Annotated in this window: 23 protein-coding genes; 10 read left to right on the top strand and 13 right to left on the bottom strand. The window is 64.0% G+C overall.

Annotated elements, in window-relative coordinates:
- Window positions 1-3 precede the first annotated feature (3 nt).
- Window positions 4-1,653 (top strand): chaperonin GroEL, encoded by a 1,650-nt coding sequence (gene groL / locus Q0D31_RS15845; protein ID WP_291852853.1) that lies wholly within the window; start codon window positions 4-6, stop codon window positions 1,651-1,653.
- Between the two features lie 129 nt (window positions 1,654-1,782).
- Window positions 1,783-2,979, top strand: a complete 1,197-nt coding sequence (locus Q0D31_RS15840) for a hypothetical protein (protein WP_291852795.1) — start codon at window positions 1,783-1,785, stop codon at window positions 2,977-2,979.
- Window positions 2,980-3,021: 42 nt separating this feature from the next.
- Here Q0D31_RS15840 and Q0D31_RS15835 read toward each other — a convergent pair whose 3' ends face one another.
- Window positions 3,022-3,432, bottom strand: coding sequence for an META domain-containing protein (locus Q0D31_RS15835; protein WP_291852791.1), 411 nt, complete (start codon window positions 3,430-3,432; stop codon window positions 3,022-3,024).
- A 241-nt stretch (window positions 3,433-3,673) separates the two neighbouring features.
- On the opposite strand from Q0D31_RS15835, the gene Q0D31_RS15830 reads away from it, so the two are divergent.
- Complete coding sequence (locus Q0D31_RS15830) at window positions 3,674-5,419, top strand: ABC transporter ATP-binding protein/permease (RefSeq protein ID WP_291852788.1); 1,746 nt, start codon at window positions 3,674-3,676, stop codon at window positions 5,417-5,419.
- A gap of 113 nt (window positions 5,420-5,532) precedes the next feature.
- Here the strand turns inward: Q0D31_RS15830 and Q0D31_RS15825 are convergent, their stop codons facing one another.
- Entirely contained in the window at window positions 5,533-6,540 is a 1,008-nt protein-coding gene (locus Q0D31_RS15825; RefSeq protein WP_291852785.1) for a TorF family putative porin, read from the bottom strand.
- Window positions 6,541-7,133: 593 nt separating this feature from the next.
- Here Q0D31_RS15825 and Q0D31_RS15820 point away from each other — a divergent pair.
- Complete coding sequence (locus tag Q0D31_RS15820) at window positions 7,134-7,607, top strand: hypothetical protein (RefSeq protein WP_291852782.1); 474 nt, start codon at window positions 7,134-7,136, stop codon at window positions 7,605-7,607.
- Here the strand turns inward: Q0D31_RS15820 and glcF are convergent.
- From glcF to Q0D31_RS15805, 3 genes are all read right to left on the bottom strand, one after another.
- Window positions 7,520-8,830: a glycolate oxidase subunit GlcF gene (gene glcF / locus Q0D31_RS15815; RefSeq protein ID WP_291852779.1), complete on the bottom strand. Its 1,311-nt coding sequence runs from the start codon at window positions 8,828-8,830 to the stop codon at window positions 7,520-7,522. The two genes, Q0D31_RS15820 and glcF, sit on opposite strands and share 88 nt — an antisense overlap.
- On the bottom strand, window positions 8,827-10,065 hold the full coding sequence (locus Q0D31_RS15810; RefSeq protein ID WP_291852776.1) for an FAD-binding protein: 1,239 nt from the start codon (window positions 10,063-10,065) through the stop codon (window positions 8,827-8,829). The genes glcF and Q0D31_RS15810 overlap by 4 nt, the downstream gene beginning before the upstream one ends.
- A 147-nt stretch (window positions 10,066-10,212) precedes the next feature.
- Window positions 10,213-11,706, bottom strand: a complete 1,494-nt coding sequence (locus tag Q0D31_RS15805; RefSeq protein ID WP_291852773.1) for an FAD-linked oxidase C-terminal domain-containing protein — start codon at window positions 11,704-11,706, stop codon at window positions 10,213-10,215.
- A gap of 228 nt (window positions 11,707-11,934) precedes the next feature.
- Here Q0D31_RS15805 and Q0D31_RS15800 point away from each other — a divergent pair, with 228 nt between their 5' ends.
- On the top strand, window positions 11,935-12,327 hold the full coding sequence (locus Q0D31_RS15800; protein WP_291852770.1) for a cytochrome c family protein: 393 nt from the start codon (window positions 11,935-11,937) through the stop codon (window positions 12,325-12,327).
- A 22-nt stretch (window positions 12,328-12,349) separates the two neighbouring features.
- Here Q0D31_RS15800 and Q0D31_RS15795 read toward each other — a convergent pair whose 3' ends face one another.
- Complete coding sequence (locus Q0D31_RS15795) at window positions 12,350-13,312, bottom strand: alpha/beta hydrolase (RefSeq protein WP_291852767.1); 963 nt, start codon at window positions 13,310-13,312, stop codon at window positions 12,350-12,352.
- 258 nt (window positions 13,313-13,570) lie between these two features.
- Between Q0D31_RS15795 and Q0D31_RS15790 the strand changes: the two genes are divergently transcribed.
- Window positions 13,571-13,750: a hypothetical protein gene (locus tag Q0D31_RS15790; protein WP_291852764.1), complete on the top strand. Its 180-nt coding sequence runs from the start codon at window positions 13,571-13,573 to the stop codon at window positions 13,748-13,750.
- A gap of 97 nt (window positions 13,751-13,847) precedes the next feature.
- Here the strand turns inward: Q0D31_RS15790 and Q0D31_RS15785 are convergent, their stop codons facing one another.
- The 5 genes from Q0D31_RS15785 to Q0D31_RS15765 form a co-directional block, all read right to left on the bottom strand.
- Window positions 13,848-14,132 carry a hypothetical protein gene (locus Q0D31_RS15785; protein WP_291852760.1) on the bottom strand — a complete coding sequence of 95 codons (285 nt, stop codon included), beginning with the start codon at window positions 14,130-14,132 and terminating at the stop codon, window positions 13,848-13,850.
- 123 nt (window positions 14,133-14,255) lie between these two features.
- The gene (locus tag Q0D31_RS15780) at window positions 14,256-14,915 is read right to left on the bottom strand and encodes a tetratricopeptide repeat protein (RefSeq protein WP_291852757.1); all 660 of its coding nucleotides are present in this window, start codon (window positions 14,913-14,915) and stop codon (window positions 14,256-14,258) included.
- A gap of 82 nt (window positions 14,916-14,997) precedes the next feature.
- Complete coding sequence (gene ykgO, locus Q0D31_RS15775) at window positions 14,998-15,123, bottom strand: type B 50S ribosomal protein L36 (protein ID WP_002718645.1); 126 nt, start codon at window positions 15,121-15,123, stop codon at window positions 14,998-15,000.
- Between the two features lie 222 nt (window positions 15,124-15,345).
- Entirely contained in the window at window positions 15,346-15,783 is a 438-nt protein-coding gene (locus Q0D31_RS15770) for a MaoC family dehydratase (protein WP_291852754.1), read from the bottom strand.
- A 20-nt stretch (window positions 15,784-15,803) separates the two neighbouring features.
- Window positions 15,804-16,280 carry a MaoC family dehydratase N-terminal domain-containing protein gene (locus Q0D31_RS15765; RefSeq protein WP_291852750.1) on the bottom strand — a complete coding sequence of 159 codons (477 nt, stop codon included), beginning with the start codon at window positions 16,278-16,280 and terminating at the stop codon, window positions 15,804-15,806.
- Between the two features lie 105 nt (window positions 16,281-16,385).
- On the opposite strand from Q0D31_RS15765, the gene Q0D31_RS15760 reads away from it, so the two are divergent.
- The 4 genes from Q0D31_RS15760 to Q0D31_RS15745 are packed head-to-tail and all read left to right on the top strand — an operon-like array spanning window position 16,386 to window position 19,391.
- The gene (locus tag Q0D31_RS15760; protein ID WP_291852746.1) at window positions 16,386-17,270 is read left to right on the top strand and encodes an amidohydrolase family protein; all 885 of its coding nucleotides are present in this window, start codon (window positions 16,386-16,388) and stop codon (window positions 17,268-17,270) included.
- Between the two features lie 39 nt (window positions 17,271-17,309).
- Entirely contained in the window at window positions 17,310-18,146 is an 837-nt protein-coding gene (locus Q0D31_RS15755; RefSeq protein ID WP_291852743.1) for a dienelactone hydrolase family protein, read from the top strand.
- The gene (locus tag Q0D31_RS15750) at window positions 18,143-18,889 is read left to right on the top strand and encodes a haloacid dehalogenase type II (RefSeq protein WP_291852739.1); all 747 of its coding nucleotides are present in this window, start codon (window positions 18,143-18,145) and stop codon (window positions 18,887-18,889) included. Before Q0D31_RS15755 ends, Q0D31_RS15750 begins: the two co-directional genes overlap by 4 nt.
- Before the next feature lies 1 nt (window position 18,890).
- A complete protein-coding gene (locus tag Q0D31_RS15745; RefSeq protein ID WP_291852736.1) occupies window positions 18,891-19,391 on the top strand; it encodes a YbaK/EbsC family protein in 501 nt (166 codons plus the stop codon).
- Window positions 19,392-19,400: 9 nt separating this feature from the next.
- Here the strand turns inward: Q0D31_RS15745 and Q0D31_RS15740 are convergent, their stop codons facing one another.
- Window positions 19,401-20,390, bottom strand: a complete 990-nt coding sequence (locus tag Q0D31_RS15740) for a tripartite tricarboxylate transporter substrate binding protein (protein ID WP_291852732.1) — start codon at window positions 20,388-20,390, stop codon at window positions 19,401-19,403.
- Window positions 20,391-20,513: 123 nt separating this feature from the next.
- Complete coding sequence (locus tag Q0D31_RS15735) at window positions 20,514-23,510, bottom strand: EAL domain-containing protein (protein WP_291852730.1); 2,997 nt, start codon at window positions 23,508-23,510, stop codon at window positions 20,514-20,516.
- Window positions 23,511-23,785: the final 275 nt, after the last annotated feature.

The raw sequence follows: 23,785 nt of genomic DNA, 5'->3' as shown, positions 1-23,785 counted from the left end.
AAAATGGCTGCCAAGGACGTCAAGTTTTCCGGAGACGCGCGCGATCGCATGCTGCGCGGCGTCGACATCCTCGCCAACGCGGTAAAGGTGACGCTCGGCCCGAAGGGCCGCAACGTCGTCATTGAAAAGAGCTTCGGCGCGCCGCGCATCACCAAGGACGGCGTCACCGTCGCCAAGGAAATCGAACTCGAGGACAAGTTCGAGAACATGGGCGCGCAGATGCTGCGCGAAGTCGCCTCCAAGACCAACGATACCGCCGGCGACGGCACCACCACCGCAACCGTGCTGGCGCAGGCGATCGTGCGGGAAGGGGCCAAGGCGGTCTCGGCCGGCATGAATCCGATGGACCTCAAGCGCGGCATCGACATCGCGGTTCACGCCGTGGTCAGGGACATCGAAAAGCGCGCCAAGCCGGTCGCCTCATCGTCCGAAGTCGCCCAAATCGGCACGATCTCGGCCAACGGCGATAGCGCCATCGGCAAGATGATCGCGCAGGCGATGCAGAAGGTCGGCAATGAAGGCGTGATCACGGTTGAGGAAAACAAGTCGCTCGAAACCGAGGTCGACATCGTCGAGGGGATGAAGTTCGACCGCGGCTACCTGTCGCCCTATTTCATTACCAACGCCGAAAAGATGACGGCCGAACTCGAGGACGTCTACGTGCTGCTGCACGAGAAGAAGCTGTCCGGCCTGCAATCGATGCTGCCGGTGCTGGAAGCCGTGGTGCAGTCCGGCCGCCCGCTTCTGATCATCGCCGAGGACGTCGAGGGCGAGGCGCTGGCGACGCTGGTGGTCAACCGCCTGCGCGGCGGCCTGAAGGTCGCCGCGGTCAAGGCGCCAGGCTTCGGCGATCGCCGCAAGGCGATGCTGGAGGACATCGCGATCCTGACCGGCGGCCAGCTGATCTCCGACGAACTTGGCATGAAGCTCGAAAGCGTCACCGTCAACATGCTCGGCCGCGCCCGCAAGGTGGTGATCGACAAGGAGAACACCACGATCGTCAACGGCTCGGGCAAGAAGAAGGACATCGAGGCCCGCGTCACCCAGATCAAGGCGCAGATCGAGGAAACCACTTCGGACTATGACCGCGAGAAGCTGCAGGAGCGGCTGGCGAAGCTCGCCGGCGGCGTCGCGATCATTCGCGTCGGCGGCGCCACTGAGATCGAGGTCAAGGAAAAGAAGGACCGCGTCGAGGACGCCCTCAACGCCACCCGCGCCGCGGTCCAGGAAGGCATCGTGCCGGGCGGCGGCGTGGCGCTGTTGCGCGCCAAGAAGGCGGTCGGCCGCATCCACAACGCCAATTCCGACGTCCAGGCCGGCATCAACATCGTGCTGAAGGCGCTGGAAGCGCCGGTGCGTCAGATTGCGGAGAACGCCGGTGTCGAGGGCTCGATCGTGGTCGGCAAGATCCTCGAGAACAAGTCGGAGACCTTCGGCTTCGACGCCCAGACCGAGGAATATGTCGACATGGTCGACAAGGGCATCATCGACCCGGCCAAGGTGGTGCGCGCCGCGCTGCAGGACGCCTCCTCCGTCGCCGGCCTGCTGGTGACCACCGAGGCGATGGTGGCGGAGCTGCCGAAGGACCCGGCGCCGCCGATGCCCGGCGGTGGGGGCGGCGGCATGGGTGGCATGGGCGGCATGGGCTTCTAGACCTAGCCCCCCAAACGCATCGAAGGCCGCCTCCGGGCGGCCTTCTTTTTCGAGGATGCAGTCGCTCGAAAACGCGACGCAGGTTTGCTACTTACCGTGGACCGATACTGTCGTCTCAGGGGATATCAGATGCGCGCACGATTCCTGCTCCTGCTCGGTTTGGCGACGGCCGCCCCAGACTTCGCTTTCGCCCAGATGAAGCTGCAGCCAAAGGCGACGCCGGGCGGAAGCGAGATCCGGTATTTCACCACAATCGGACTGATGGACGGCAACGCCGACGTGGTGCTGAAGGAAACCCGCCAGGGCAAGACCGTGACGGCGGCCGTGCTCGATGTCTGCTTTCCCGCCGAGAAGGGCTCGAACCGCCAGGACCGTTTCGTCGCCAACCTCGCGGTCAATGGTCCGAACCTCACCGGCACGACCCAAAGCATCAGCGACAAGCTGCCGGTGAGCATCAAGCTGACGCGCAAGGCCACCGGCGACACCTTCGAATTCCGCGGCCAGATCAGCGTCGGTCAAAGCGTGACCGAGGTGAGCTCGCCGGAGAATTTCGATATCAGCGAGAACGAATATCTCGACATACAGACCAGCGACGACGGCATCGTAGTGGCGCCAAACGACTTTACGGGCGTTTCACCGGAGGCGATCGGCGTGCGGATCAAGCTCGACGCCGCGCTGGATTTTCTCCGCAGCCTGAAGGGCGAGGCCGTCGAGGTCGGGCTCTCAAGCCTTGCGGTCACCTGCGATGCGATGCGCGCCGGCGAGCAAACCATCTACCTCACCGCCGACCCGGAGCGCACGGCGGCGCTGGTCGCCAAGGCAAGATCGACAGCGGGCGTGGTCATTGCGGGGTGGACCAGCGGCAGCTTCGAGATGGACCGCACCATCCGCTTTGCCGCCGCCGAATGGCGCAATGGCGACAAGGCGAACAAGGAAAAGATCGCCACGGTAATGTCGGGCGTGCTTGCCAGGACGCTGTCCGCTCAGGCGACGGGGGCGACCTGGGACGTCAACACCGGAAAACTGAAACTGACGTTCAAGCGGCCGAGCCCGCTCTACCCGCCGCTGGCCCTTACCGAAAACATCGAGATCACCGCGCTGGTATCCCCGGACCGACCTGCCGGGTCGGACCGGCTGATGCTGTGGGTTTCAAGCCCGGCGATCACGACCGCGGATGAAGGCGCAGGCGCGAAGCTGAACCTGTCGGATGATTCCACCGACGAGGAGGACGGTGGCGAACCAAGTGACGACAACGGTTCGCTCGATGAGCTGGCCAAGGAGTTCAAGGGCCAGCGCTGGGACGCCGACAAGTCGGTGTGGAAATAGACCGGTCAGGAACGCACGACAGAACCGCGCCGGAAGCAGCCCTCAATTGGTATTAATGCGAAAGCGCAGCGTCCTGGGGCCGACAAAGGACACGAAATCGCCCTGGCGCTTCCAGCTCGCGGCCGCAGTCAGCGCCGCGATCAAATCGTCATCCTGCTGCGCGCGGTCGGGCGGGCAGGAACGGTTCTCCATCGCGCCGGCGACGAATATCATGGTGTTTCCAGCTACCGAGAACTGGCCCTTGCCGCCCTTGCACCAGAGTTCGAGGATTACCTCGCCGCGGTCGCCGATTTCCAGGTTCGGTATCCGCTTGGAGCCGGGCTGGCGGTCGGCATCCAGCGTCATCTCCGCGCCGAACGGAAAACCGTCATTGGCCAGGGCCGGACGGGAATGGAGGGTTGCGGTCAACAGGATCACGACAGCCGACCAGAACCTGAGCGCGAACGACATCATGCACTTCCTCACAAATCTTGCGAAAGCCCCGGCGTGGGCTAGCCGTTCTATTGGACAAGCCTGCTATTGGCTAGGCGACCAGGGAGGAGATCAGCGCGAGCCCGCAGCGCCGGCCCGCTGCCCTCCCCGTTGGCGCCATGCTAGGGTTTGCCCGCAGGGGGCATCCTGAAAGCCAGGCGCGGCACCCTCGATTATTCCATTCCTTGAGGGCGTCAAGCCCATCCCCCGGAGACGGCCATCCGTGAAAAATATCCGCTCGACGCTCGCGACGGTGTGGCGCATCGCCATGCCGTATTTTCGTTCCGAGGACCGATGGGCCGGCCGCGGGCTGCTGGCGGCCGTCATCGCCATCGAGCTTGCCATCGTCGGCATCACCGTCCTGATCAACCAGTGGAACAGCCGCTTCTATAACGCGCTGCAGGATCGCAACTGGGACGCCTTCGTCAGCGAGATCACCTATTTCAGCATCCTGGCCGCCATCTTTATCGTGCTCGCGGTCTACCAGCTCTATCTCAATCAATGGCTGCAGATCCGCTGGCGGCGCTGGATGACGGCGCAGTATCTCGGCGAATGGCTGCACCAAGCCAACCACTACCGGATGCAGCTGCAAGGCGACGCCGCCGACAACCCCGACCAGCGCATGACCGACGACGTCAAGCTGTTCGTCGATCGCACGCTCAACATCGGGGTCGGCCTGCTGAGTTCGATCGTCACGATCGCGTCCTTTGTCACCATCCTGTGGGGGCTTTCCAACGCCGCGCCGCTGCATCTGTTCGGCCAGGATTATGCGATCCCGGGTTACCTGGTCTGGGGCGCGCTGATCTATTCGGTGCTCGGCACCGTGCTGACCCATTTGATCGGCTGGCCGCTGGTCGGGATCGACTTCCGGCAGCAGCAATACGAAGCGGATTTTCGCTTCAACCTGGTGCGGGTGCGGGAAAACTCCGAACAGATCGCGCTGCTGCGCGGCGAAGACGCCGAGCGCGAACGCCTGCTGGTTCGCTTCGGCCGCGTGGTCGAGAACTGGCTCGCTATCATGAGCCGGACCAAGAAGGTGACGGCGTTCACCGCCAGCTACAATCAGGCCTCGGTGATCTTTCCTTACATCCTGGTGGCGCCGGCCTACTTCGCGCAGAAGATCCAGCTCGGCGGCATGATGCAGACCGCGTCGGCATTCTCCAGCGTGCAGGGCGCGCTTTCGTTCTTCATCACCATCTATCGCCAGCTCGCGGAATGGCAGGCGGTGGTCAACCGCCTCGACGGTTTCGAGGCCGGGATTGCCGCGGCGCGCGAGCTTGCGAGCCGCAAGGACCGGATCCACGTGGTCGAAGCATCCGGTGGCGGCGCGATCGACCTCAAGGGACTGGCGGTGCAACTGCCGAACGGCACGCCGCTGGTGAACGCGGAGGGATTCAGCCTGCGCCAAGGCGAGCGCACGCTGATGACGGGACCGTCGGGTTCCGGCAAATCAACGCTGTTCCGCGCGATCGCCGGCATCTGGCCGTTCGGATCCGGCTCGATCGCCATTCCCGCAGGGGCGATGTTGATGATGCTGCCGCAGCGGCCGTATTTTCCGACCGGGTCGCTGCGCGGGGCGGTCGAATACCCCGCCACCAAGGGCACCTACACCGACCTGGAGATCGGCGACGCGCTGCGGGCGGTGGGATTGCCCAAGCTGGCGTCGCAACCCGACGAGCACGGTCACTGGAACCGGACGCTGTCGCTCGGCGAGCAGCAGCGTCTGGCGCTCGCACGAGCGCTGCTGCATGCGCCGCAGTATCTGTTCCTCGATGAAGCGACCGCCTCGCTCGACGAGCCCTCGGAGGCGGCGCTGTATCGCCTGCTTGGGGAGCGAATGCCGTCGACCACCATCGTCTCGATCGGGCATCGCTCCACGCTCGATGCCTTCCACGCGCGCAACGTCGCGCTCAGCCGTGACGGCGATCGGTTTGCCCTGGAGAACGGCGGCAACGCCACACGGTTCTGACGCAGCGAACTGCGGGGCGGTTCGCTCGCGCCTGACCCCCGGTTGTCGTCCGGCAAGCACAAAAAGAAAGGGGCGGCAGATCGCTCTGCCGCCCCTTTCTTCGTCCGAATATCCTACTTCAGGTTGGTCATCGCGGTCAGGTCGGCCGAGAGCCTGACGATGCCGGCCGCGCCGCACCAGTTCGAGCCCACGCCGGTCGGGTTGATCGGGGTGATCGAGGTGCCCGATCCCGCTGAAATGTTGCCGCGGGCGGCGAAGTCGCTGGTGAAGGCGTTGCAATTGCCCTTCGACAGGTCGGTGTCGGAGTAACGCAGGTCCAGCGTGAACACCTTGTAGGTGAAGCCGATGCCGATGTTCCAGGTGTTGTAGTCCGCGTAGTTGATGCCGTTCGGGAACGCGGCCACGCCGTAGAACGAGTCCGAGGTGCCGAGCCACTGGCGACCGAATTCACCCGAGACGTACATGCCGATGCCGCTGCTGCCGAACCAGGTGCCGGGCGCGATCGCCTTGCCGACGATCGAAGCGTAGGTGCCCTCGGCGCCGCTGTTGAGGAAGCTCGGCGTATAATAGACGTTGCCGCCCATCGAGAAGCTGTCGTTGAAGGTGTAGTTCACCTTGCCGTAGACCTCGAAGAAGCTGAGGTCCTTCTTGATGACGTTGCCGTTGAGCAGCACGTTGACCAGGCATTCGTTGCTCAGCGGCCTTCCGGCCGCGTCGGCGGCTGCGCCGTAATGGCAGGTTCCGCCCGGATAAAGGTAGCCCCAGGCGCCGACGTCGAATGCGAAAGCGCCGAACGTGGCGCGGGCGCCGCCATAGACGTCAACTTCAGCAGCGGCGCGATTGGGGAAGGAAATGCTCGCCGCGCCGAGGCCGACATAGAGCTGGAAGTCCTTGTTGAGGTTGAAGCGCGGCTCGAAATAGGCGCTGACCGAAGGCTTGTTGTTGGACTGGGTAATGCCGCGGAAGACGTAGTTGTTGGTGATGCCGGCGCCGAAAGCGATATCCCAAGGATCGAATGCCACCGGCGGCGGCGCCTTGGCAGCCTTCACCCGCATGTCCGCAGCGAGAGCCGGAGCCGATACCATCGCCAGTGCCGTTGCCAACAAAGCCAATTTCTTCATTACGATCCCCATCGCGCTCTCAAGCAGTCCCGCTCCGGTGCCCCCCAAAGGGCAAGCGATAACCGACTGCGACCCAACTTCTCGATCTGGTTGAAACTCTGATCTGCGAAGCCCCCCACCGGAAAGCAAAAAGGGCGAGCAAATGCCGCCTTTTTGGGCGTTGGACGATCTCCGAGCGATGTTTTCGGCGAGTGTTGCAGTTGGACAACAAATATTGGGTTGCTGCATGGGGTTTGCGGGGACGGTCGCGCCGTCCGTAATTGAAGGCCGCCGGATAAAGCGCCCGCAGGAAAGGGCTTTTGGCGAATCTAATTACGGGCGAGGGGAGCAGGAGGCGCACGCAACAAAGGCCGCAGCAATGGACGCTGCGGCCTTTCCGAAATGCTCATAACCGGTACCCGTGGGCCTAGTGCTGATCGCCGCCGCCAGATGAACCGGATCCCCATGACGGAGTCGATCCCCATGACGGGGTCGCGGGCTCGGGACTCGGGCTGGCCCAGCTCGGGGCCGAGGCGGGCGCAGGTTCGGGAGCCGCCATCGGGGCGGGTGCCGCAGGCCGGGCCGGCGGCTTTCGCTTCTTCGCCGGGCTCTTCATGGCCGCCTTCTTCGGCGCCGCCTTGGATTTGCTGGCGGATTTCCTTGCGCCCTTCTTCGCAGCCTTCTTGCTCTTCTTGGCCGACTTCTTCGCCGATTTCTTCGCCGACTTCTTCACGGATTTCTTAGCCGATTTCTTTGCGACCTTCTTCGACGACTTCCTGGCTGATTTCTTCTTCGCCGCTACGGCCTTCCCGGCCTTCTTGGCCTTTTTGCCCTTTTTGCTCTTCTTGCCCTTCGCCATCGTGATCCCTCCTGTTGCCGCTGGTCCAAATCAATTGGTCCAAGCTCTGTTAATCCAAACACTGTCGACCCAACGCCATCGACAAAATCATATCCACCGTCCCATGCCCGTGGGCCGGTCGATCAATTCAATCCTGGCCTCCTACAATCCAGGCTTGGGGCCTCCTGTCGCCCAATCGAGCAGCTCAATCGTGTGCACCACAGGAACTGACGTACCGCCGGCAATCTGAACCATGCACCCGATATTGCCCGCGGCGATCATGTCCGGCTTGACGCTAGCAATGTTGGCGACCTTTCGATCGCGCAACCTGCTCGCAATATCGGGCTGGAGAATGTTGTAGGTCCCAGCCGAACCGCAACACAAATGGCTCTCGGGCACATCTTTCACCACGAATCCGCTCTTGGAAAGCAATTCTTTCGGGGCCTGCGTGATTTTCTGACCGTGCTGCAGCGAACAGGCGGCGTGATAGGCGACCGTAACATCGCCTTTCTGGCTGGACGGGTGGAGCGGGATGGCGGCGAGATACTCGGTGATATCCTTGGCCAGCGCGGATATCTGCGCCGCGCCGGCGGCGAAATCGCTGTCCTCGCGCAGCATGAAGCCGTAGTCCTTGATGACCGTGCCGCAGCCCGAGGTCGTGACCAGAATGGCGTCAAGGCCGCCCTGTTCCGCCTCTTTTTTCCACACGTTGATGTTGGCGCGGGCCCGAGCCAGCGCGTCGCCGTCCCGCCCCAGATGGTGGGTCAGCGCGCCGCAGCACTGCTCGTCCCTTACCAGCACCACCTCGACGCCATGCCGCGTCAGCACATTGATGGCAGCCTGGTTGATGCGTGGCGCCAGCACCTGCTGGGCGCAGCCCTGCAGCAGCGCCACCCTTCCGCGCCTCTCGCCGACGGCCGGAAACACGCTGCCACCGGACGGCCCCGCCGCCGGCAGGCCCGCAGGCGCCAGCGCCAGCATCGCCTTGATCCGCCGCAGCAGGCCGGGAACCGGCGCGGCCTTCGGCGTCGGCAACAGGGCCGCAAGCGGCCGGGCCAGCCGCGCCAGGACCATGCCGACGCGGAACAGCCCCGGCCGCGGCAGCACGAAGGCCAGCATCGCGCGCAAGGCCCGCTCGGTCAGCGGCCGGGAGTAATCCCGCTCGATCCGGACCCGCGCCTGATCGACCAGATGCATGTAATTGACGCCGGACGGACAGGTGGTCATGCAGGCGAGGCAGGACAGGCAGCGGTCGATATGCTTGACCACCTCCGGCGTGGGCGGCTTGCCCTTCTCCAGCATTTCCTTGATCAGATAGATGCGTCCGCGCGGGCTATCGAGCTCGTCGCCGAGCAGCACATAGGTCGGACAGGTCGCGGTGCAGAACCCGCAATGCACGCAGGCGCGCAGAATCTTGTCGGCTTCGGCGATATCAGGGTCGGCGAGTTGGGCGAGCGAGAATTCGGTTTTCATGTCGCCGCTCCCCGCACCATCCGGCCGCGGTTGAGGATGATCCTGGGATCGAAGCTGTGGCGCACCCGCTCGCTGAGGCCGGCGAGGCCGGCCGGCTGCGGCTGGAATACGTCGACATCGCGCCGAACCTGTTCGGCGGCCCGGATCAGCGCCGCGTGGCCGCCCACGGCCTCGACGCGCTGGCGCAGCAGCCCCGCCTGCGCGTCCGGCTTGCGCGGCATCGTGGCCCAGATCAGGCCGCCGCCCCAATCATAGAGCACGTCGCCCCCGGTATCGTGCGCCAGCGCCTGGCCGAGCGCGCCGCCCGCGGCCGGCGGACAGACGATCCGCCACACCGGCCACGCGCCGAGCGTGCCGCCCGCCGCGAACGGCTCGACATCCCGGATCGCGCGCCAGACCGCCGCCGAGGCCTCGTCCTGCAACATTTCGGCGGCGGCGAACGACGCCAGCGCCCTGGCCAGCGAATCGGCGCGATCGGCGACGGAAGCCGCGATACCTTCGAGCCGCAGCAGGGTGACCGCCCGCCCCCGCGAACCGAGACCCGCCAGCGCGCCGGTAGCGGGCCGGAACGCCGAATTCGGCAGATGCGCGGCGCCCGAGACGTCGAACGGCGAGCCGAGTGCGGCGGTCATCGCCCGGTTGGCGGCGAGGTCGTCCAGCCCTGACAGCAGCAGCGTGCGCTCGCTCTCCGGCTTCGGCATCACTTTCAGCGTGACCTCGGTCATGACCGCCAGCGTGCCCCATGAGCCCGCCAGCAGCTTGCAGAGATCGTAGCCGGTGACGTTCTTCACCACCCGTCCGCCGGTCTTGAAACTGTCGCCGAAGCCGGACACGGCGTGGGCACCAAGCAGGTGATCGCGGACGCCGCCGGCCTTGATCCGCCGAGGGCCGGCAAGACCCGCGCCGATCATGCCGCCGATGGTGCCGCTGCCAGTCACGCCGAGCAGCGCCGAAATATCGACCGGCTCAAAGGCGAATTGCTGGTTTTTGGAATCGATCAGCGACTGGACGTCGGCGAGCGGGGCGCCTGATTGCACGGTGATGATCAACTCGTTCGGCTCGTAGGACGTGACGGCATTGAGCGCCGAAAGGTCGAGAACGGCGTTGGTGGCCATCGGCTGGCCGATCTGCCGCCGGGTACCATGACCAACAATCTCCAGCGGCTGCTCGCTGGCGATCGCCGCCCGCACCACCTCTTCGACGTCCTTGGCGTCACGTACTTTCAGGGTGTCCACGGTTTCAAACCTGAGCTCTGTCGTCATCGTTCGCGAAAGCGGACGATCCAGTAATCATGGCGGCCGAGGACGAAAACCGGCAGTACGGCGTACTGGATACCCCGCCTTCGCGGGGTATGACGACGGAAAACTCGGTGAACCTCATCGCTAGAATCTCGGCAAATCGGGAAACGCCAGCCGGCCGCCATGGACATGCACGCGGCCTAGTTCGGCGCAGCGGTGCAGGGTCGGAAACACCTTGCCCGGATTGAGCAGCCCCTGCGCGTCAAAGGCGCATTTCAGCCGCTGCTGCTGGTTGAGGTCCACTTCCGAAAACATCTCGGGCATCAAATCGCGCTTCTCGATGCCGACGCCATGCTCGCCGGTGAGCACGCCGCCGAATTCGACGCAAGCGCGCAGGATATCGGCGCCGAAGGCCTCGGCGCGCTCCATCTCTCCGGGCTTGTTGGCGTCATAGAGGATCAACGGATGCAGATTGCCGTCGCCCGCATGGAAGACGTTGGCGACGCCGAGGCCGTATTTCTCCGATAGCTCCCGAATCCGGGTCAACGCCTTCGGCAGCGCGCCGCGCGGAATGGTGCCGTCCATGCAGAGGTAATCAGGCGAAATCCGTCCGACCGCCGGAAACGCCGCCTTGCGGCCGGCCCAGAACAGATTGCGCTCGGCTTCCGAGTTCGAAATCTGGCAGGTGGTCGAGCCGCTGCGCTTTGCGATCGCCTCGACGCGCGTGATAAGTTCGTCGACTTCGACGCCGGGACCGTCGAGTTCGATGATCAATAGCGCCTCGACGTCGAGCGGATAGCCGGCATGGACAAAGGCTTCGGCGGCGTGGATCGCGGGCTTGTCCATCATCTCCATGCCGCCGGGAATGATGCCGGCGCCGATGATGGCGGCCACGCATTCGCCGGCGGCCTCGACCGCGGCGAAACCGACCATCAGGGCGCGGGCCGTCTCCGGTTTCTGCAGGATCCGCACCGTGACTTCGGTGATGACGCCGAGCAGCCCTTCGGAGCCGGTGATGATTCCCATCAGGTCGTAGCCGGAATTTTCCGCGGACTTGCCGCCGATCCGCAGCACCTCGCCGGTGATCAGCACGATTTCGCAGCCGAGCACGTTGTTGGTGGTCATGCCGTATTTCAGGCAATGCACGCCGCCGGAATTCTCCGCGACGTTGCCGCCGATCGAGCAGGCGATCTGCGACGATGGATCGGGTGCGTAGTAGAAGCCGGCATGGGCCACTGCCTGGCTGATGGCGAGGTTGGTGACGCCGGGTTCGGTCACCACGGCGCGGTTGTCGAAATCGATTTCGCGGATGCGTTTGAATTTGCCGAGACCCAGCAGCACGCCGTCGGCCAGCGGCAGCGCGCCGCCGGACAGCGAGGTGCCGGAGCCGCGCGGCACCACCTTGATGCCCTGCTCGAAGCAGTATTTCAGGACCCTGGAGACCTGTTCGGTGGTGTCGGGCAGCACCACGACCATCGGCGGCTGCCGGTAGGCCATCAGGCCGTCGGACTCATAGGGCAGCATTTGCGCCGGCGTATCGATCACGCCCTCGCCCGGCACGATGGCCCGAAGCGCTGCCACGATGGCCTCGCGGCGGTCCAGGACCGCCTGATCGGCGGCCGGCATCATGATGGCCATGGGGTCCTCTCCGGGCCTCGCGACGAACGTTTTCAGGCGTTAAATCAAGCACGTCTGAACCGGCTTGGGTAGGCCGCCGATCCGACCCCCGGGACAGCCCCGAATGAGTTGTCGATCGGGGGCGCAGTGGACATGAAACTTCTCGCCGTTTCGGGGCTTGTCCACTCCGCGCGGGTCATGCCAAAAGCGACCGCCTCACATGCCCCCCGAAAAGGACGAAGAGCACTCATGACGAAACTGACCTCAAGCGCGATGGCCGTCATCGCTACCATGGCCGCGACGTCCGCTGCACTGGCGCAGGATGTTGCCGCCGGCAAGACCTCGTTCAACAAATGCCTGGCCTGCCACGCCGTCGGCGAAGGTGCCAAGAACAAGGTCGGCCCGGCCCTGAACGGGCTGGAGGGCCGCAAGTCCGGCACCGTGGAAGGCTACTCCTATTCGGAAGCCAACAAGAATTCGGGCATCACCTGGAGCAAGGACGTCTTCCTCGACTACATCAAGGATCCGAAGGCGAAGATTCCCGGCACAAAGATGATTTTTGCCGGCATCAAGAATGAAAAAGAGGCAGGCGACCTCTGGGCGTTCATCGCGCAATACGACAAGGACGGCAAGGTCAAGTAAGGCCACCGGAGCTCGCCACGCACTAGTCGGGCTCCGAAGCCGTACGGAGCGTCATTCGCATCATCGCCTCAACTTCGGTGACCACCAGATCGGGCGCCACGTTCTGCACCATGTGACCGACGCCAGGCAGAACGATCAGCCTGGCGTCCGGCACGGCGGCTGCGAGCGGGCGCGAATGAATCCGGGTCGATACCGTCCTGTCCGATTCGTCGCCCGCAATGATGGTGACCGGCGTTTTGATTTGCGAATAGCGAGGCGCCTGGGCGGCGACCGCCGCCTTTAGCGTCACCAAGTCAAGCGCATTGGCGATGAATTGCCGGGGACGCAGCAACAGCGGCGTCGCGGTATCCTGGACAAAGCCATCCGGCATCGGCTGCGGCAGGAACACCCCGCGCGCGCCGGGCTCGGTGAGGAAATAGCCGAGCGGCAGCGTGATGGTGTAGGCCAGCAGCGGGCCGATGACGGGCATGGCGACGAGCCTGTTGAAGCGCCCGACGCCGCCCGGCCACGGGTAAGCCACCGGCGCCAGCATGACGAGGCCCGCGACCGCCCGCGGATAATCCAGTGCCATCCGCGCTCCGAGCGCGCCGGCCCAGGAATGCACAACGAACACTGCCCGGTCGACGCCAAGCCTGGCCAGCGCCTCGTGGATCATGCGGCCCTGGCTTTCGGGGGTCGAGTCGTCGAGGTGATGGCGCGTGCTCCAGCCATGGCCGGGGCGATCGATCAGGATCACGCGGTGGTCCTCGGCTAGCCGTTGGCCGACCGGCTGTCGCATCACCTCGAGCGTGGAACTCGCGCCATGCAGCATCACGATCGGCGGGCCGGGCGCATTGCGTGGCCCGATATCGACGATGTGCAGGACGCCGCCGGCAACCTCCACCATCCTGCCCTTGGCGGGATAGGCCCGCTGCGCCAGCAGGACACCGGCCTGCGTGACCAGCGCCAGCACCCCCAGCGTCGCCACCAAGAATACCGCCACCATCGAAATAGTCCGGATTAATTTCTGCACCAGCGAAATACGGCGTGAACGGGGCCGAGTTTCGCGAATCGTCAACAAACAACCCCTCCTGTGGATAGCGGGGTCATATGGACGTCATCGGAAATTTTTATGATGGCGCCATTACTTTCGCCACGTGTGGGCGTGCCTGATGGGGTGGTCGATGCCCGCATTGTGCACGCAATACACAAAAACTGGGCCAAGACCTCACGTCGTTCCAGCGTACCACCGGAGGACCACCCCATGATTTCCGACGCAAGCGAAGCCGCCATTGATCAGATCGTTGCGAGTTGCAGTGGCGACCTCCGCGGCGCGCTCAAGGCCCTGCTGCGGGTGAATGAGCAGCTCGAGGTCGAGTTGGCCCAGTTCTACGCCGCCGTCGGCCTCGACGGGATGGCCCGCGGCAGCAGCGCCGTACACTGAAGCGCGATGAGGTTGGGATGAACCATCATCGCGCTTTAGCTCTCTGTTCGAGCATGATCTTTTCGGAAAATCGCTGCACACTTTTCCGGATCATGCTCTAGTCGGATTTGTCCCCCGCCGGGGCTTCGGCGGCGGGTTCTTCCTCGACAACAACCGGGCACACGCGAATGGTCGAACGGGCCAGCTTGGCGTCGTCCAGCGATTTGTAGGGTCCGGTCCCGAACCAGATATTTCCACCGACCTGACCATTAATGACCGGATTGCGCGTGACAATCTCGCATTTGCTGGTCGCGTGATCGCCGACCACCCAAAAAGCTCCTTGCGCCAACCCGCAAGTCCCGGTCGCGACGACCATCGCGCCGGCCAGCAGCAATGACTTCATGGCTCGCTCCTGAGACGGTGTAACGGCATCATAGCGCGTTCAACCAGCGCCGTTCAGACCCGTGGCTTTACGTCCGAAATCAAGGTTAATCGGACCTGTTGATCGGTCCGGCCACGTTCCCGATCAGATATCGCGGCCTTCGACCTTTTCCGTCAGAGTCTTCACCATTTCCGGCACCTTTTCGAGGTGGGGATTGACGGCCAACGCCTTGCGGAAGGCTTCCAGCGCACGTTTTTCGTCGCCGATCTCCTGCATGATCATGCCGAGGCCGGCCAGCGCGCCGAAATGACGGGGCTCGCGGATCAGCACTTCGCGAATGTCCTGCAGCGAATGCGCATAATCGTTCTTGAGGTAGTACAGCGTCGCACGCCGGTTCCAGGCCTCGATATAGTCCGGCCGCAGCTTGACGACGGAATCCAGCAGCTTCAGCGCGACATCCGCCTTCTGCGCGTCCATGGCGGCCTTGGCGCGCAACATGAGGAGCGCGGCGGTATCGCTCGGGGTCTGCAACCACATCGCCCAGATCCGCGCCTCGACATGCTTGGCGCTGGCCTGGTCAGGCGCGGCCTTCAGCGCGCCGAACAGGAAGTCCAGTCCGCGGGTGCGGTCGGCGCCGACCTTTGGAAGCTTGCTCGGCGCTTCCGGTAGCTTCTTCAGACTCTTCGGCGGCGGGACAATCGAGGGATCGTTCTGGGCAAGCGCCGCGACAGGCGCGGCCGTTGCGAGCGCGACCAGCACAACCACAATCGCAAAGCCTAGTATAGGCGGGGATCTCCAGATCATGGCGCAAGTCTAGACGCGCCGGATCGCGCTGCAAAGCAGCACTTCGTCAAAGACCTGTGAAGCGGGGCGAAGGGGCCGCTGCCTAGCCCTGGCGGGCCTTGAAGCGGCGCTGCACCTTGTTGATCACATAGACTCGGCCCTTGCGGCGAACCAGGCGGTTGTTGCGGTGACGACCGCGCAGCGATTTCAACGAGTTACGGACCTTCATGAGAACAATCCTGATGCTTTGAAAGGCCGTGTTGAAGGCCGAACCTGAGCTACCCGAAAGCGGCAAATGGGATTTGTCCCGCCTGCGGCCAGCCGCCCGGAACAGGGCGGTTTCTAGGCCATCGCCGCCCCGAATGTCAATCCGAATAGGCCGTTTACAGCTCCATTCGATGCCGACTCCGCTTGCGATCGTGGCGCCGGCGGCTTGAAACGGCTGGCCAATTCAGTCCTGCGGAAACTCCACCATGGCCTCCCCGGTGGCGACCTTCTCGCCGGCCTGGTTCCGCACCATCACGTCGATCAGGACCCAGCGCGAATTCTTCGTCACCTGCTTGGATTTGACGACGCCATGCGGCTGGATGGTGTCGCCGGGGCGGACCGGCTTCACCCAGCGCGTCTCCAGCCGGCGGTGAACCGCGCCGGCGGGATAGGCCCAGTCGGTGATCATGCGCGAGATCAGCCCGAAATTGTTCATGCCGTGCATGATGACGCCGCCGAAATTGGTCTTGCCGAAATTGCCCTTCATGTAGTCGTCGTCCAGATGCAGCGGGTTGTAGTCGAGCGAGGCATCGCAGAACAAGCGGATGGATTCGCGGCTGACCGCGAATGCCGGCCCGTCGATGCCGTCGCCGGCCTTGAGACTTTCGAAGGTGGTGGTCATCGCGCGCTCCTCTAGCTTTTTCATTCGGGCCGGATGGTCCAGCCGCGGCCCGAGCAGATCACCTCGCCGCGCTGGTTGAAGAACACGTTGTCATGCACCACGAACAGCCGCTCGCGCTTGATGAACTTGTCGAGCGCACGGGCCTGCAGGGTGATGACGTCGCCTGCGCGCGCGGGGATATTGTAGCTCCAGGATTGTCCGGCATTGACGGTGCCCGGCGAACGCATCCAGTCGTCGGCCGGTGTGCAGGAGAACATCAAGAGGATATGGATTGAAGGTGGCGCGATCAGCCCGCGATAGCGAGTGGTTCTGGCATAGGCCTCGTCGAAATAGATCGGATGGTCCTCGCCGACCGATCTGCAGTACAGTTCGATCGCTTGCCGGGTCAGCGTGTAGGGAATGGTCTTGCGCGGCGCGCCGGGTACGATGTCGTCCCAGGCTTTACGCAAATTGGCGTCTTTCCAGAAATCGGTCTCGAAGGCTTCCGTCTCGGCCATACCGTCCTCCCTCTTGCGAGCCATTTGCCTCTGCCGCCTTGCGGAACTTGTTATATCGTATAATCAATTTCCCATAGTACGAAATCGCCTTGCCGGAAACGCCGAATGCCCAAGCTCAAACTGCCCGAAATTGACAGCGTCGTCGCCATCGACATCCACACCCACGCCGAAGAGCCCTGCGGCATGCATGGCGACGACGGCTACGATGATTTCCAGGCACGCATGGCCGACTATTTCAAGTCGCCGCACCAGCATCCGCCGACGGTCCCGGAGACCGCGGCCTACTACCGTTCCAAGAACATCGCGGCGGTGATCTTCCCGGTCGACGCCGAACGCGAGACCGGTTTTCGCCGCTACAACAATTACGAGATGCTGGAGGCGGCTTCCGACCACCTCGACGTCCTGATTCCGTTCGTCTCGATCGACCCGCACAAGGGCAAGCTCGGCGTCCGCGAGGCCAGGAAGCTGATCGAGGAATACGGCGTTCGCGGATTCAAGTTCCACCCGACCATGCAGGGCTTCTACGCCAACGACCGCATGGCCTATCCGCTCTACGAGGCGATCAGCGGCGGCGGCGCGATCGCGCTGTTCCACACCGGCCAGACCGGCGTCGGATCAGGCATGCCCGGCGGCATGGGGATGCGGCTGAAGTACTCCAACCCGATGTATATGGACGACGTCGCGGTGGATTTCCCCGACCTCAAGATCATCCTCGCGCATCCCTCGTTTCCCTGGCAGGAAGAGGCGCTGTCGGTCGCGACCCACAAGCCAAACGTCTATATCGACCTCTCCGGCTGGTCCCCGAAATATTTTCCGCCGATCCTGGTCCGCTACATCAACTCGATCCTGCAGGACAAGATGCTGTTCGGCTCGGACTGGCCGGTAATCACCCCCGACCGCTGGCTGGCCGATTTCGCCAAACTCGAGATCCGCGACGAAATCCGGCCCAAGGTGATGAAGGCCAACGCGCGGAAGATTTTGGGGATATAAAGGAACGGTCCCGATTGCAGTCCGAGCGGGAGGTGGTCGATGACGAGCCTCGCCAGAATTGCTGCCACCGCCGCCCTGCTCCTGAGCGGAAGCGCGACAGCGTGTCCCGCCGCCGATAGCTCAGACGGCCGTGTCGTCGAGATCGAAAATCCGCTGGCGAGTTCGCAGCCGCTGGTGGGTTACCTGCGGCAGCCCCGTGACGCCGGACCGTCTCCCGCGGCGTTCCTGCTTCATGGTTGCAACGGAGGCTGGCGGCGACTCGATGAGCGCTGGGGCCCACGAATCGTGTCGTGGGGTTATGTGACGCTGACCGTGGACCGCTTTGGTCCGAGCGGCCTCACCAGCACCTGCACCAGTGGCCCGCCGGCCTCGACCGTCTTCGACGCCTATCGGGCGCTGAGCTTCCTGCTGCAGCAGCCCTTTGTCGATCCCGACCGTGTTGTCGTGATCGGCTTCTCGCAAGGTGGCTTGCTTGCCCTCTCCTCGGTGGAGCGCGGCGCAATCGAGCGCACGTCAAAGGAAAAATTCCGCGCCGCCGTCGCCTTTTATCCGCCCTGCCTCGGTCTCAAGGACAGCATGACCGTTCCGACCCTGATCCTGGTCGGCGAACTCGACGACTGGACCCCGGCCAATGAGTGCCGCAACCTGGCGGCAGGCCGCGACGATTACGGAATCTCGCGTCAAGCGGGCCTCGGCGTTCCGATCGAACTCGCCGTCTATCCCGGCGCCTATCACGGTTTTGACGTGCCCAGTCTGGCGACACCCCAGCAGTTCCTCGGCCATCGCCTCGAATTCAACGAGGCGGCGCGGGACCAGTCCGTCGACGCACTCAGGAAATTCCTGTATGCGACAATCGGAAAAGAGAAACTCCCGTGACCATCAAAGCCGTTGTGTTCGATGCCTATGGCACGCTCTACGACGTCCAGTCGGTGGCTGAAGTCACCGAAGACGCCTTTCCCGGCTATGGCGGGATCATCACCCAGGTCTGGCGCATCAAGCAGCTCGAATACACCTGGCTGCGTTCGCTGATGCGGCGTTACCAGGACTTTTCCGCGGTCACCCGCGACGCGCTCGCCTATACGCTCAAATGCCTCGGGCTCGACTACGACGCCGAGACTTTTGAACGCATCATCGCGAAATACCTGAACCTCGATCTGTATCCGGATGCGATGGCGGCGCTTGAGGCGATGCGCGACCGCAAGCTCGCGATCTTCTCCAACGGCAGCCCCGACATGCTCGATGCGCTGGTGAAAAATTCCGGCCTCGCCGGCGTGCTTGACGCCATCATCAGCGTCGATGCAGGGAAGGTTTTCAAGCCGAGCCCGGACGCCTACACCCTGATCGAATCGAGGCTTCACACTCCGCCCTCAGAGGTGCTGTTCGTTTCCTCCAATCCCTGGGACGCCTGCGGCGCCAAGGCGTTCGGGCTCAACGTCGCCTGGATCGAGCGGGTGAGCCCGGAAGCGATGGCGCTGGCTTGCCTTGAAAGCGAGACGCTGCCGCCATTGACGATGTTTTGGGCGTTGCGTACCCAGATGGATGAACTCGGCGTCGTGCCCGACCATCGCATCCACAGCCTTGCCGAACTGCCCGGCCTGGTGTCTGCTATAAGGTCCTGAAATGAGTCTTGAGTCCGTCCGCGCTTTCTTCGCCGGGAAGGCGCCCGACATCACCGTGATCGAATCCCCGATGAGTTCGGCGACCGTCGCGCTCGCCGCCGAGGCCTATGGCGTCGAGCCGGCGCGGATCGCCAAGACGCTGTCCTTGCGGATCGGCGAGCGCGTGGTGCTGATCGTGGCCGCCGGCACCGCGCGGATGGACAACAAGAAGGTGAAGGCGCAGTTCGGCGGCAAGCCGAAGATGCTCGGCCTCGACGAGGTCGCCGAGATCACCGGCCACGAGGTCGGCGGCGTCTGTCCGTTCGGGCTGAAGACGCCGTTGCCGGTCTATTGCGACGTGTCGCTGAAGGCATTCGACGTCGTGGTGCCCGCCGCAGGCTCGACCCACAGCGCGGTGAAAATCACACCCGCGCGGATGGCGGAACTGACCGCGGCCGAATGGGTCGACGTCTGCGAGCACAGGCCCGCGCAGGAAACGCCGGCCTCCTCCCCCCAAGCCTGAACCGGCACGTTATTCCACCTTGCCGATCTTCTTCACCGCCGCGACCAGCCGCGCGCTGTCTTCCGCGACGAATTTGGAAAATTCCGGCGCGTCGAGATAGGCGACCGGGCTGCCGGCGGTCTCGAACGTCTTGATCACCTCGGGCGCCTTCACCGCCTGCGCCATAGCCTCGCGCAACTGCTTCATGATCGGCGCCGGCAGCGCACTCTGCGCGAACAATCCGGCCCAGATGTAGAACTCGACATCCCGGTAGCCGAGTTCGCGGAAGGTCGGCAGGTCGGGGAAACTGGTGATGCGGGCCGCGCCCCAGTTCGCCAGCACCCGCATCTTGCCGTCGTCGACCTGCTGCTTCAGCGTCCCCGGCGCGGAGGCCATCGCCTGCACGGTGCCGCCGAGCAATGCTGTCAGCGCCGGGCCGGCGCCGCGGAACGGCACGTGCAGCAACTTGATGCCGGCGCTCGCCGCAAACATTTCCATCGCCACATGCAGCGTGCCGTAGGGACCGGACGAGCCATAGGGGATTTGTCCGGGACGTTTTTTGGCGTCGTCGACGAAATCCTGCAGCGTCTTCCATGGCGCCGAGGCCGGCACGGCGAGCAAGGTCGGATCGGCGAGCACGCGCGCCACCGGCGCGAACTGCGAGACTTCATACGCCACCGGGCGGTCGAACAGCCGGTCGGCTTCCGGCAGCACGGCGAGCGAGGACAGCGTCATCAGCAGCGTATGGCCGTCGGGTTCGGCGCGCGCCGCCGCCGCATTGCCGACCGATCCGCCACCGCCGCCGGCGCGGTTGTCGACGATGACGGGCTTGCCGAGGATTTTCTCCAGCGCCTGCGCGACCGGCCGCGCCGCCAGATCGGCCTGCCCGCCGGGCGGAAACGGCACGATCATGGTGACGTTGCGCGAGGGATACGGGCTTTGCGCGAGGGCGGCGCTGGCGAGTGCGGCTTTTGCCAGCGGCAAGGCTGCGGCGGCCTTGAAAAGTTCGCGGCGGTTCATGGGCGTTCCCTTCCCGATCTTGTCTGGGTCGGTAGCGTAGAGGTTTTTCGGTTTCGATGGAATCGAAACCGGGCCGGGTTTCGACAAAGCGATGTGATGGTCCGCGAACTGCGTCGACAGCCGTCAGGCGACCGCGCTTTTCAGCCCTGATCCGGCATCGGGTTGCAGCGGCGGCGAGGCCAACGCCGGTTCGGCCCGCAACAGGTCGGCCATTTTCTCGGGTGGCAACGGCCTGGAGAACAGGAAGCCCTGCATCTCGTCGCAAGCGTGATCGCGCAGGAAACTCTGCTGATCGACCGTCTCAACGCCCTCCGCGACCACGGTCATTCCGAGCGCCTTGCCCATGCTGATGATGGCCTGCGCGATGGCCCGGTCCTCGGAATCGAAATGCAGATCGCGAACAAAGGAGCGGTCGATCTTGATGGTGTCGATCGGGAACTGCTTCATCAGCGACATCGACGAATAGCCGGTTCCGAAATCGTCGATCGCAAGGCGAATGCCGCGGCTCTGGATCGAGTCGAGCACCTTGACCGTCCGCGGCACGTTGCTCATCACCATGCCCTCGGTGACTTCAAGCTGCAACAGCAACGACGACATGCCGCTCGCCAACAGCGCCGCGTCAACGTCATGCAACAGGTGCGCATCGGCGAACTGACGGGGCGACAGGTTGACGGCCATCGCCACCGGCCGCAAGCCGCGGCGCTGCCAGGCCATGTTTTGCGCGCAGGCCTCCTTTAGCACCCAGCGTCCGATCGGGATGATCAGTCCGGTTTCCTCCGCCAGCGGAATGAATTGCGCCGGCGACACGCTACCGAGTTCGGGGTGATTCCAGCGCAGCAGCGCCTCGACGCCGGTAATCGCGCCGCTCACCATGTCGACCTTGGGCTGATAGTGCAAAGAGAACTGGTCGCGCTCCAGCGCGCGGCGCAAGGCGTTCTCCAGCGTCAGTCGCTCGATTGAAAGCGTCTTGAGTCCCTTGGCGAAGAAGTGAAAACCGTTTTTGCCGTCCTCCTTGGCAAGGTACATCGCCATGTCGGCGTTCTTGGTCAACGTCTGCACGTCGAGGCCATCGGTCGGGTACATCGCTATCCCGATCGATGCCGTGGTGTGGCATTCGTGGCCGCTCAACCGCATCGGCTGGCTGAGCACGGCGAGCAGCTCGCCGGCAATGCGCTCGACCTCATGACGTCCGGCGACTTCTTCCAGAATCACCACGAACTCGTCGCCGCCGAGCCGCGCGACCGTGTCGCTCGACCGCAGCGCGCGGCGCAGCCTGCCGCCGATCTCCACCAACAGCATGTCGCCGGCATCATGCCCCAGCGAATCATTGACGACCTTGAACCGGTCGAGATCAATGAACAGCAGCGCGAACGGCCGCTGGTGGCGTTGGGCCACGATCATGGTGTGGCGAAGCATGTCGTTGAATTTCTCGCGATTCGGCAAGCCGGTAAGGCTGTCGTGCGAGGCCAGGTACTCGATCCGCTCGTCCGCCCTGGTCTTCTCGTCGGCGCGGTCAAAATTCTCCAGCGCAAACGAAACGTTGTCGGTTAGACGCTGCAGCAGCTCGGCAAACTCCGGCGTGAACGTGTCCTTCTCGGAGGAAATAAAGAACATCACGCCGACGGGTTGACCCGAAACCATGAGCGGAAACGCCGCGCCTGACCTCGCGCCATCGGCGTGAACGAATTGTCGAAACGCGACGCCTCTGGGATCGGCGCGCAGATCGTTGGAAATGCAGGCCTGCCGGGAGCGGAACGCGTTTCCGAACAGCCCGCGCCCTTCCGGATGGTCCGCGTTGATGGAAACCCTCACCTGGCGCATGTTGGCGGCGGTCGGTCCGGCCACAGCCGCCATATCGGCAAAATCGCTGTCAGACCTGGCCAGCAGAATACCGGTGGAATTGAACCGACCACCCTTCGCCGCGGCTTCGCATACCAGCGTGAACAGCTCCGCGCGCGACGTCGCACGAATGATCGCCTCGTTGGTCGAGCTGAGCGCCGCCAGCATGCGCGCCAGCCGTTCTTTTTGCGCATCGGCCCTGGCCTTTTCGCCGGCGCGTTCAAGGCTCTCGAGCGCAAAGGAGACGTTGTCCGCGATCCGGGCCATCAGGGCGACGATCTCGTCGTCCTCCGCCCATGACCTGCCGACAAAGAACAGCAGTACGCCAATGCTATCACCGGCCTTGACCAGCGGGACGGCGACGCAAGCGGCGACGTTGGCCTCGCGCGCCGCGGCTTGCCAGGGCTGCGCCTGCGCGGATTTGAGAACGTCGGGGTTGACACACGGCTTCTGCGTCCTGAACGCCCGGCCGCAGATGCCGTTGCCGTAGGGATTGTCGGCATCGATGGAGTGTCGCGTCCGCGTGATCTGTTCGAGCGTCTCTCCCGTCCCGGCGACCGGCTTCAACCAGATGGAGTCGGGCTGCGCGAGCAGAACCAGCATGGCCGTTGAATTTCCGCTATGCACGGCAGCATCACAAACATGCTGATAGAGATCCTGTTCGGTCCTGGCGCGGAGGATGGCTTCGTTGGTCGCGATCATGGCGCCGAACATCCGGTTCAACCGCCGCATGGCGCGCTCGCCGTTCTTGCGGGCGGCCTCGCGCCCGAAATTATCGAGCGCGAACGAGACGTTCGCCACCACCCGCTCGAGCATGGCGACAGTCTGACCGTCGATCGAGCGCGTTTCGCGCAGCGTGACCAGGAATACGCCGACGCCTTCCCCGTTGCAGGTCAGCGGCAGCGCCGCCGCCGCGCCGACTTCGGCGAGTCTGGCACTCTCGTGCCAGACCTGCAAGCGCGGGTCATTCGGCACATCGTTGCTGACGCTTGTCTGTTTGTCGCGAAAGGCGCGACCGCAAACGCCCGCACCCTCGGGCGCATCGGCCGCGATCGAAATGTCGACGCCGCGCAGGCGGGCGACGTCGTCGCCGAAGCCGGCGACCAAGCGCAACAGATCGGTTTCGCCCTCCCGCAAGAAAATGGCGGCAGCCAGGAATACGCCGCTGGAGAAGGCGGCCTCGCAAACCTTCCCGTACAGTTCTTCGGGTGATTTGGCGTACAGAATCGCTTCGTTGGTGGCATTCAACGCCGCTAATGTCCGCGCGATATCGGTCTTCAACTCTCCGGCTCCCTGCCGACAACGCTGAGTTGTCTTTACCGGACTTTATGCTTGTCAGATGCTAACCGGCGTTATCGGCGGCCAGAAGTTCCGATTCAGAGTAAATGAGCGAACAATGGCAGCGCATACGCCGAGAAACGCCGAGGTTTCGTTCACGATCTATCAGCCATACGCGCGGCCAGGCGAACGCTTCGGACCGGGTCGATGTCCCGCGTTCAGCGCTCGGGGGCGGGTTGGCGGCATGTCAAAGCGGCTTTCTGCCCTTGCCCTCCCGT

It is taken from the genome of Bradyrhizobium sp. (genome assembly GCF_022844465.1).
Taxonomy (GTDB): domain Bacteria; phylum Pseudomonadota; class Alphaproteobacteria; order Rhizobiales; family Xanthobacteraceae; genus Bradyrhizobium.
Note: the sequence above shows the minus strand (reverse complement) of the source record. Positions and strands in the feature narration are given on the sequence as shown.

Coding starts and splice junctions, on each gene's coding strand:
- Q0D31_RS15820 (WP_291852782.1), top strand. CDS start 7,134: ATGGCCGCCTTCTTCGGCGCCGCCTTGGATTTGCTGGCGGATTTCCTT.
- Q0D31_RS15745 (WP_291852736.1), top strand. CDS start 18,891: ATGAGTCTTGAGTCCGTCCGCGCTTTCTTCGCCGGGAAGGCGCCCGAC.
- Q0D31_RS15760 (WP_291852746.1), top strand. CDS start 16,386: ATGCCCAAGCTCAAACTGCCCGAAATTGACAGCGTCGTCGCCATCGAC.
- ykgO (WP_002718645.1), bottom strand. CDS start 15,123: ATGAAGGTCCGTAACTCGTTGAAATCGCTGCGCGGTCGTCACCGCAAC.
- Q0D31_RS15770 (WP_291852754.1), bottom strand. CDS start 15,783: ATGACCACCACCTTCGAAAGTCTCAAGGCCGGCGACGGCATCGACGGG.
- Q0D31_RS15790 (WP_291852764.1), top strand. CDS start 13,571: ATGATTTCCGACGCAAGCGAAGCCGCCATTGATCAGATCGTTGCGAGT.
- Q0D31_RS15835 (WP_291852791.1), bottom strand. CDS start 3,432: ATGATGTCGTTCGCGCTCAGGTTCTGGTCGGCTGTCGTGATCCTGTTG.
- Q0D31_RS15740 (WP_291852732.1), bottom strand. CDS start 20,390: ATGAACCGCCGCGAACTTTTCAAGGCCGCCGCAGCCTTGCCGCTGGCA.
- Q0D31_RS15785 (WP_291852760.1), bottom strand. CDS start 14,132: ATGAAGTCATTGCTGCTGGCCGGCGCGATGGTCGTCGCGACCGGGACT.
- groL (WP_291852853.1), top strand. CDS start 4: ATGGCTGCCAAGGACGTCAAGTTTTCCGGAGACGCGCGCGATCGCATG.
- glcF (WP_291852779.1), bottom strand. CDS start 8,830: ATGAAAACCGAATTCTCGCTCGCCCAACTCGCCGACCCTGATATCGCC.
- Q0D31_RS15840 (WP_291852795.1), top strand. CDS start 1,783: ATGCGCGCACGATTCCTGCTCCTGCTCGGTTTGGCGACGGCCGCCCCA.
- Q0D31_RS15795 (WP_291852767.1), bottom strand. CDS start 13,312: ATGGTGGCGGTATTCTTGGTGGCGACGCTGGGGGTGCTGGCGCTGGTC.
- Q0D31_RS15825 (WP_291852785.1), bottom strand. CDS start 6,540: ATGAAGAAATTGGCTTTGTTGGCAACGGCACTGGCGATGGTATCGGCT.
- Q0D31_RS15805 (WP_291852773.1), bottom strand. CDS start 11,706: ATGGCCATCATGATGCCGGCCGCCGATCAGGCGGTCCTGGACCGCCGC.
- Q0D31_RS15800 (WP_291852770.1), top strand. CDS start 11,935: ATGACGAAACTGACCTCAAGCGCGATGGCCGTCATCGCTACCATGGCC.
- Q0D31_RS15780 (WP_291852757.1), bottom strand. CDS start 14,915: ATGATCTGGAGATCCCCGCCTATACTAGGCTTTGCGATTGTGGTTGTG.
- Q0D31_RS15755 (WP_291852743.1), top strand. CDS start 17,310: ATGACGAGCCTCGCCAGAATTGCTGCCACCGCCGCCCTGCTCCTGAGC.
- Q0D31_RS15765 (WP_291852750.1), bottom strand. CDS start 16,280: ATGGCCGAGACGGAAGCCTTCGAGACCGATTTCTGGAAAGACGCCAAT.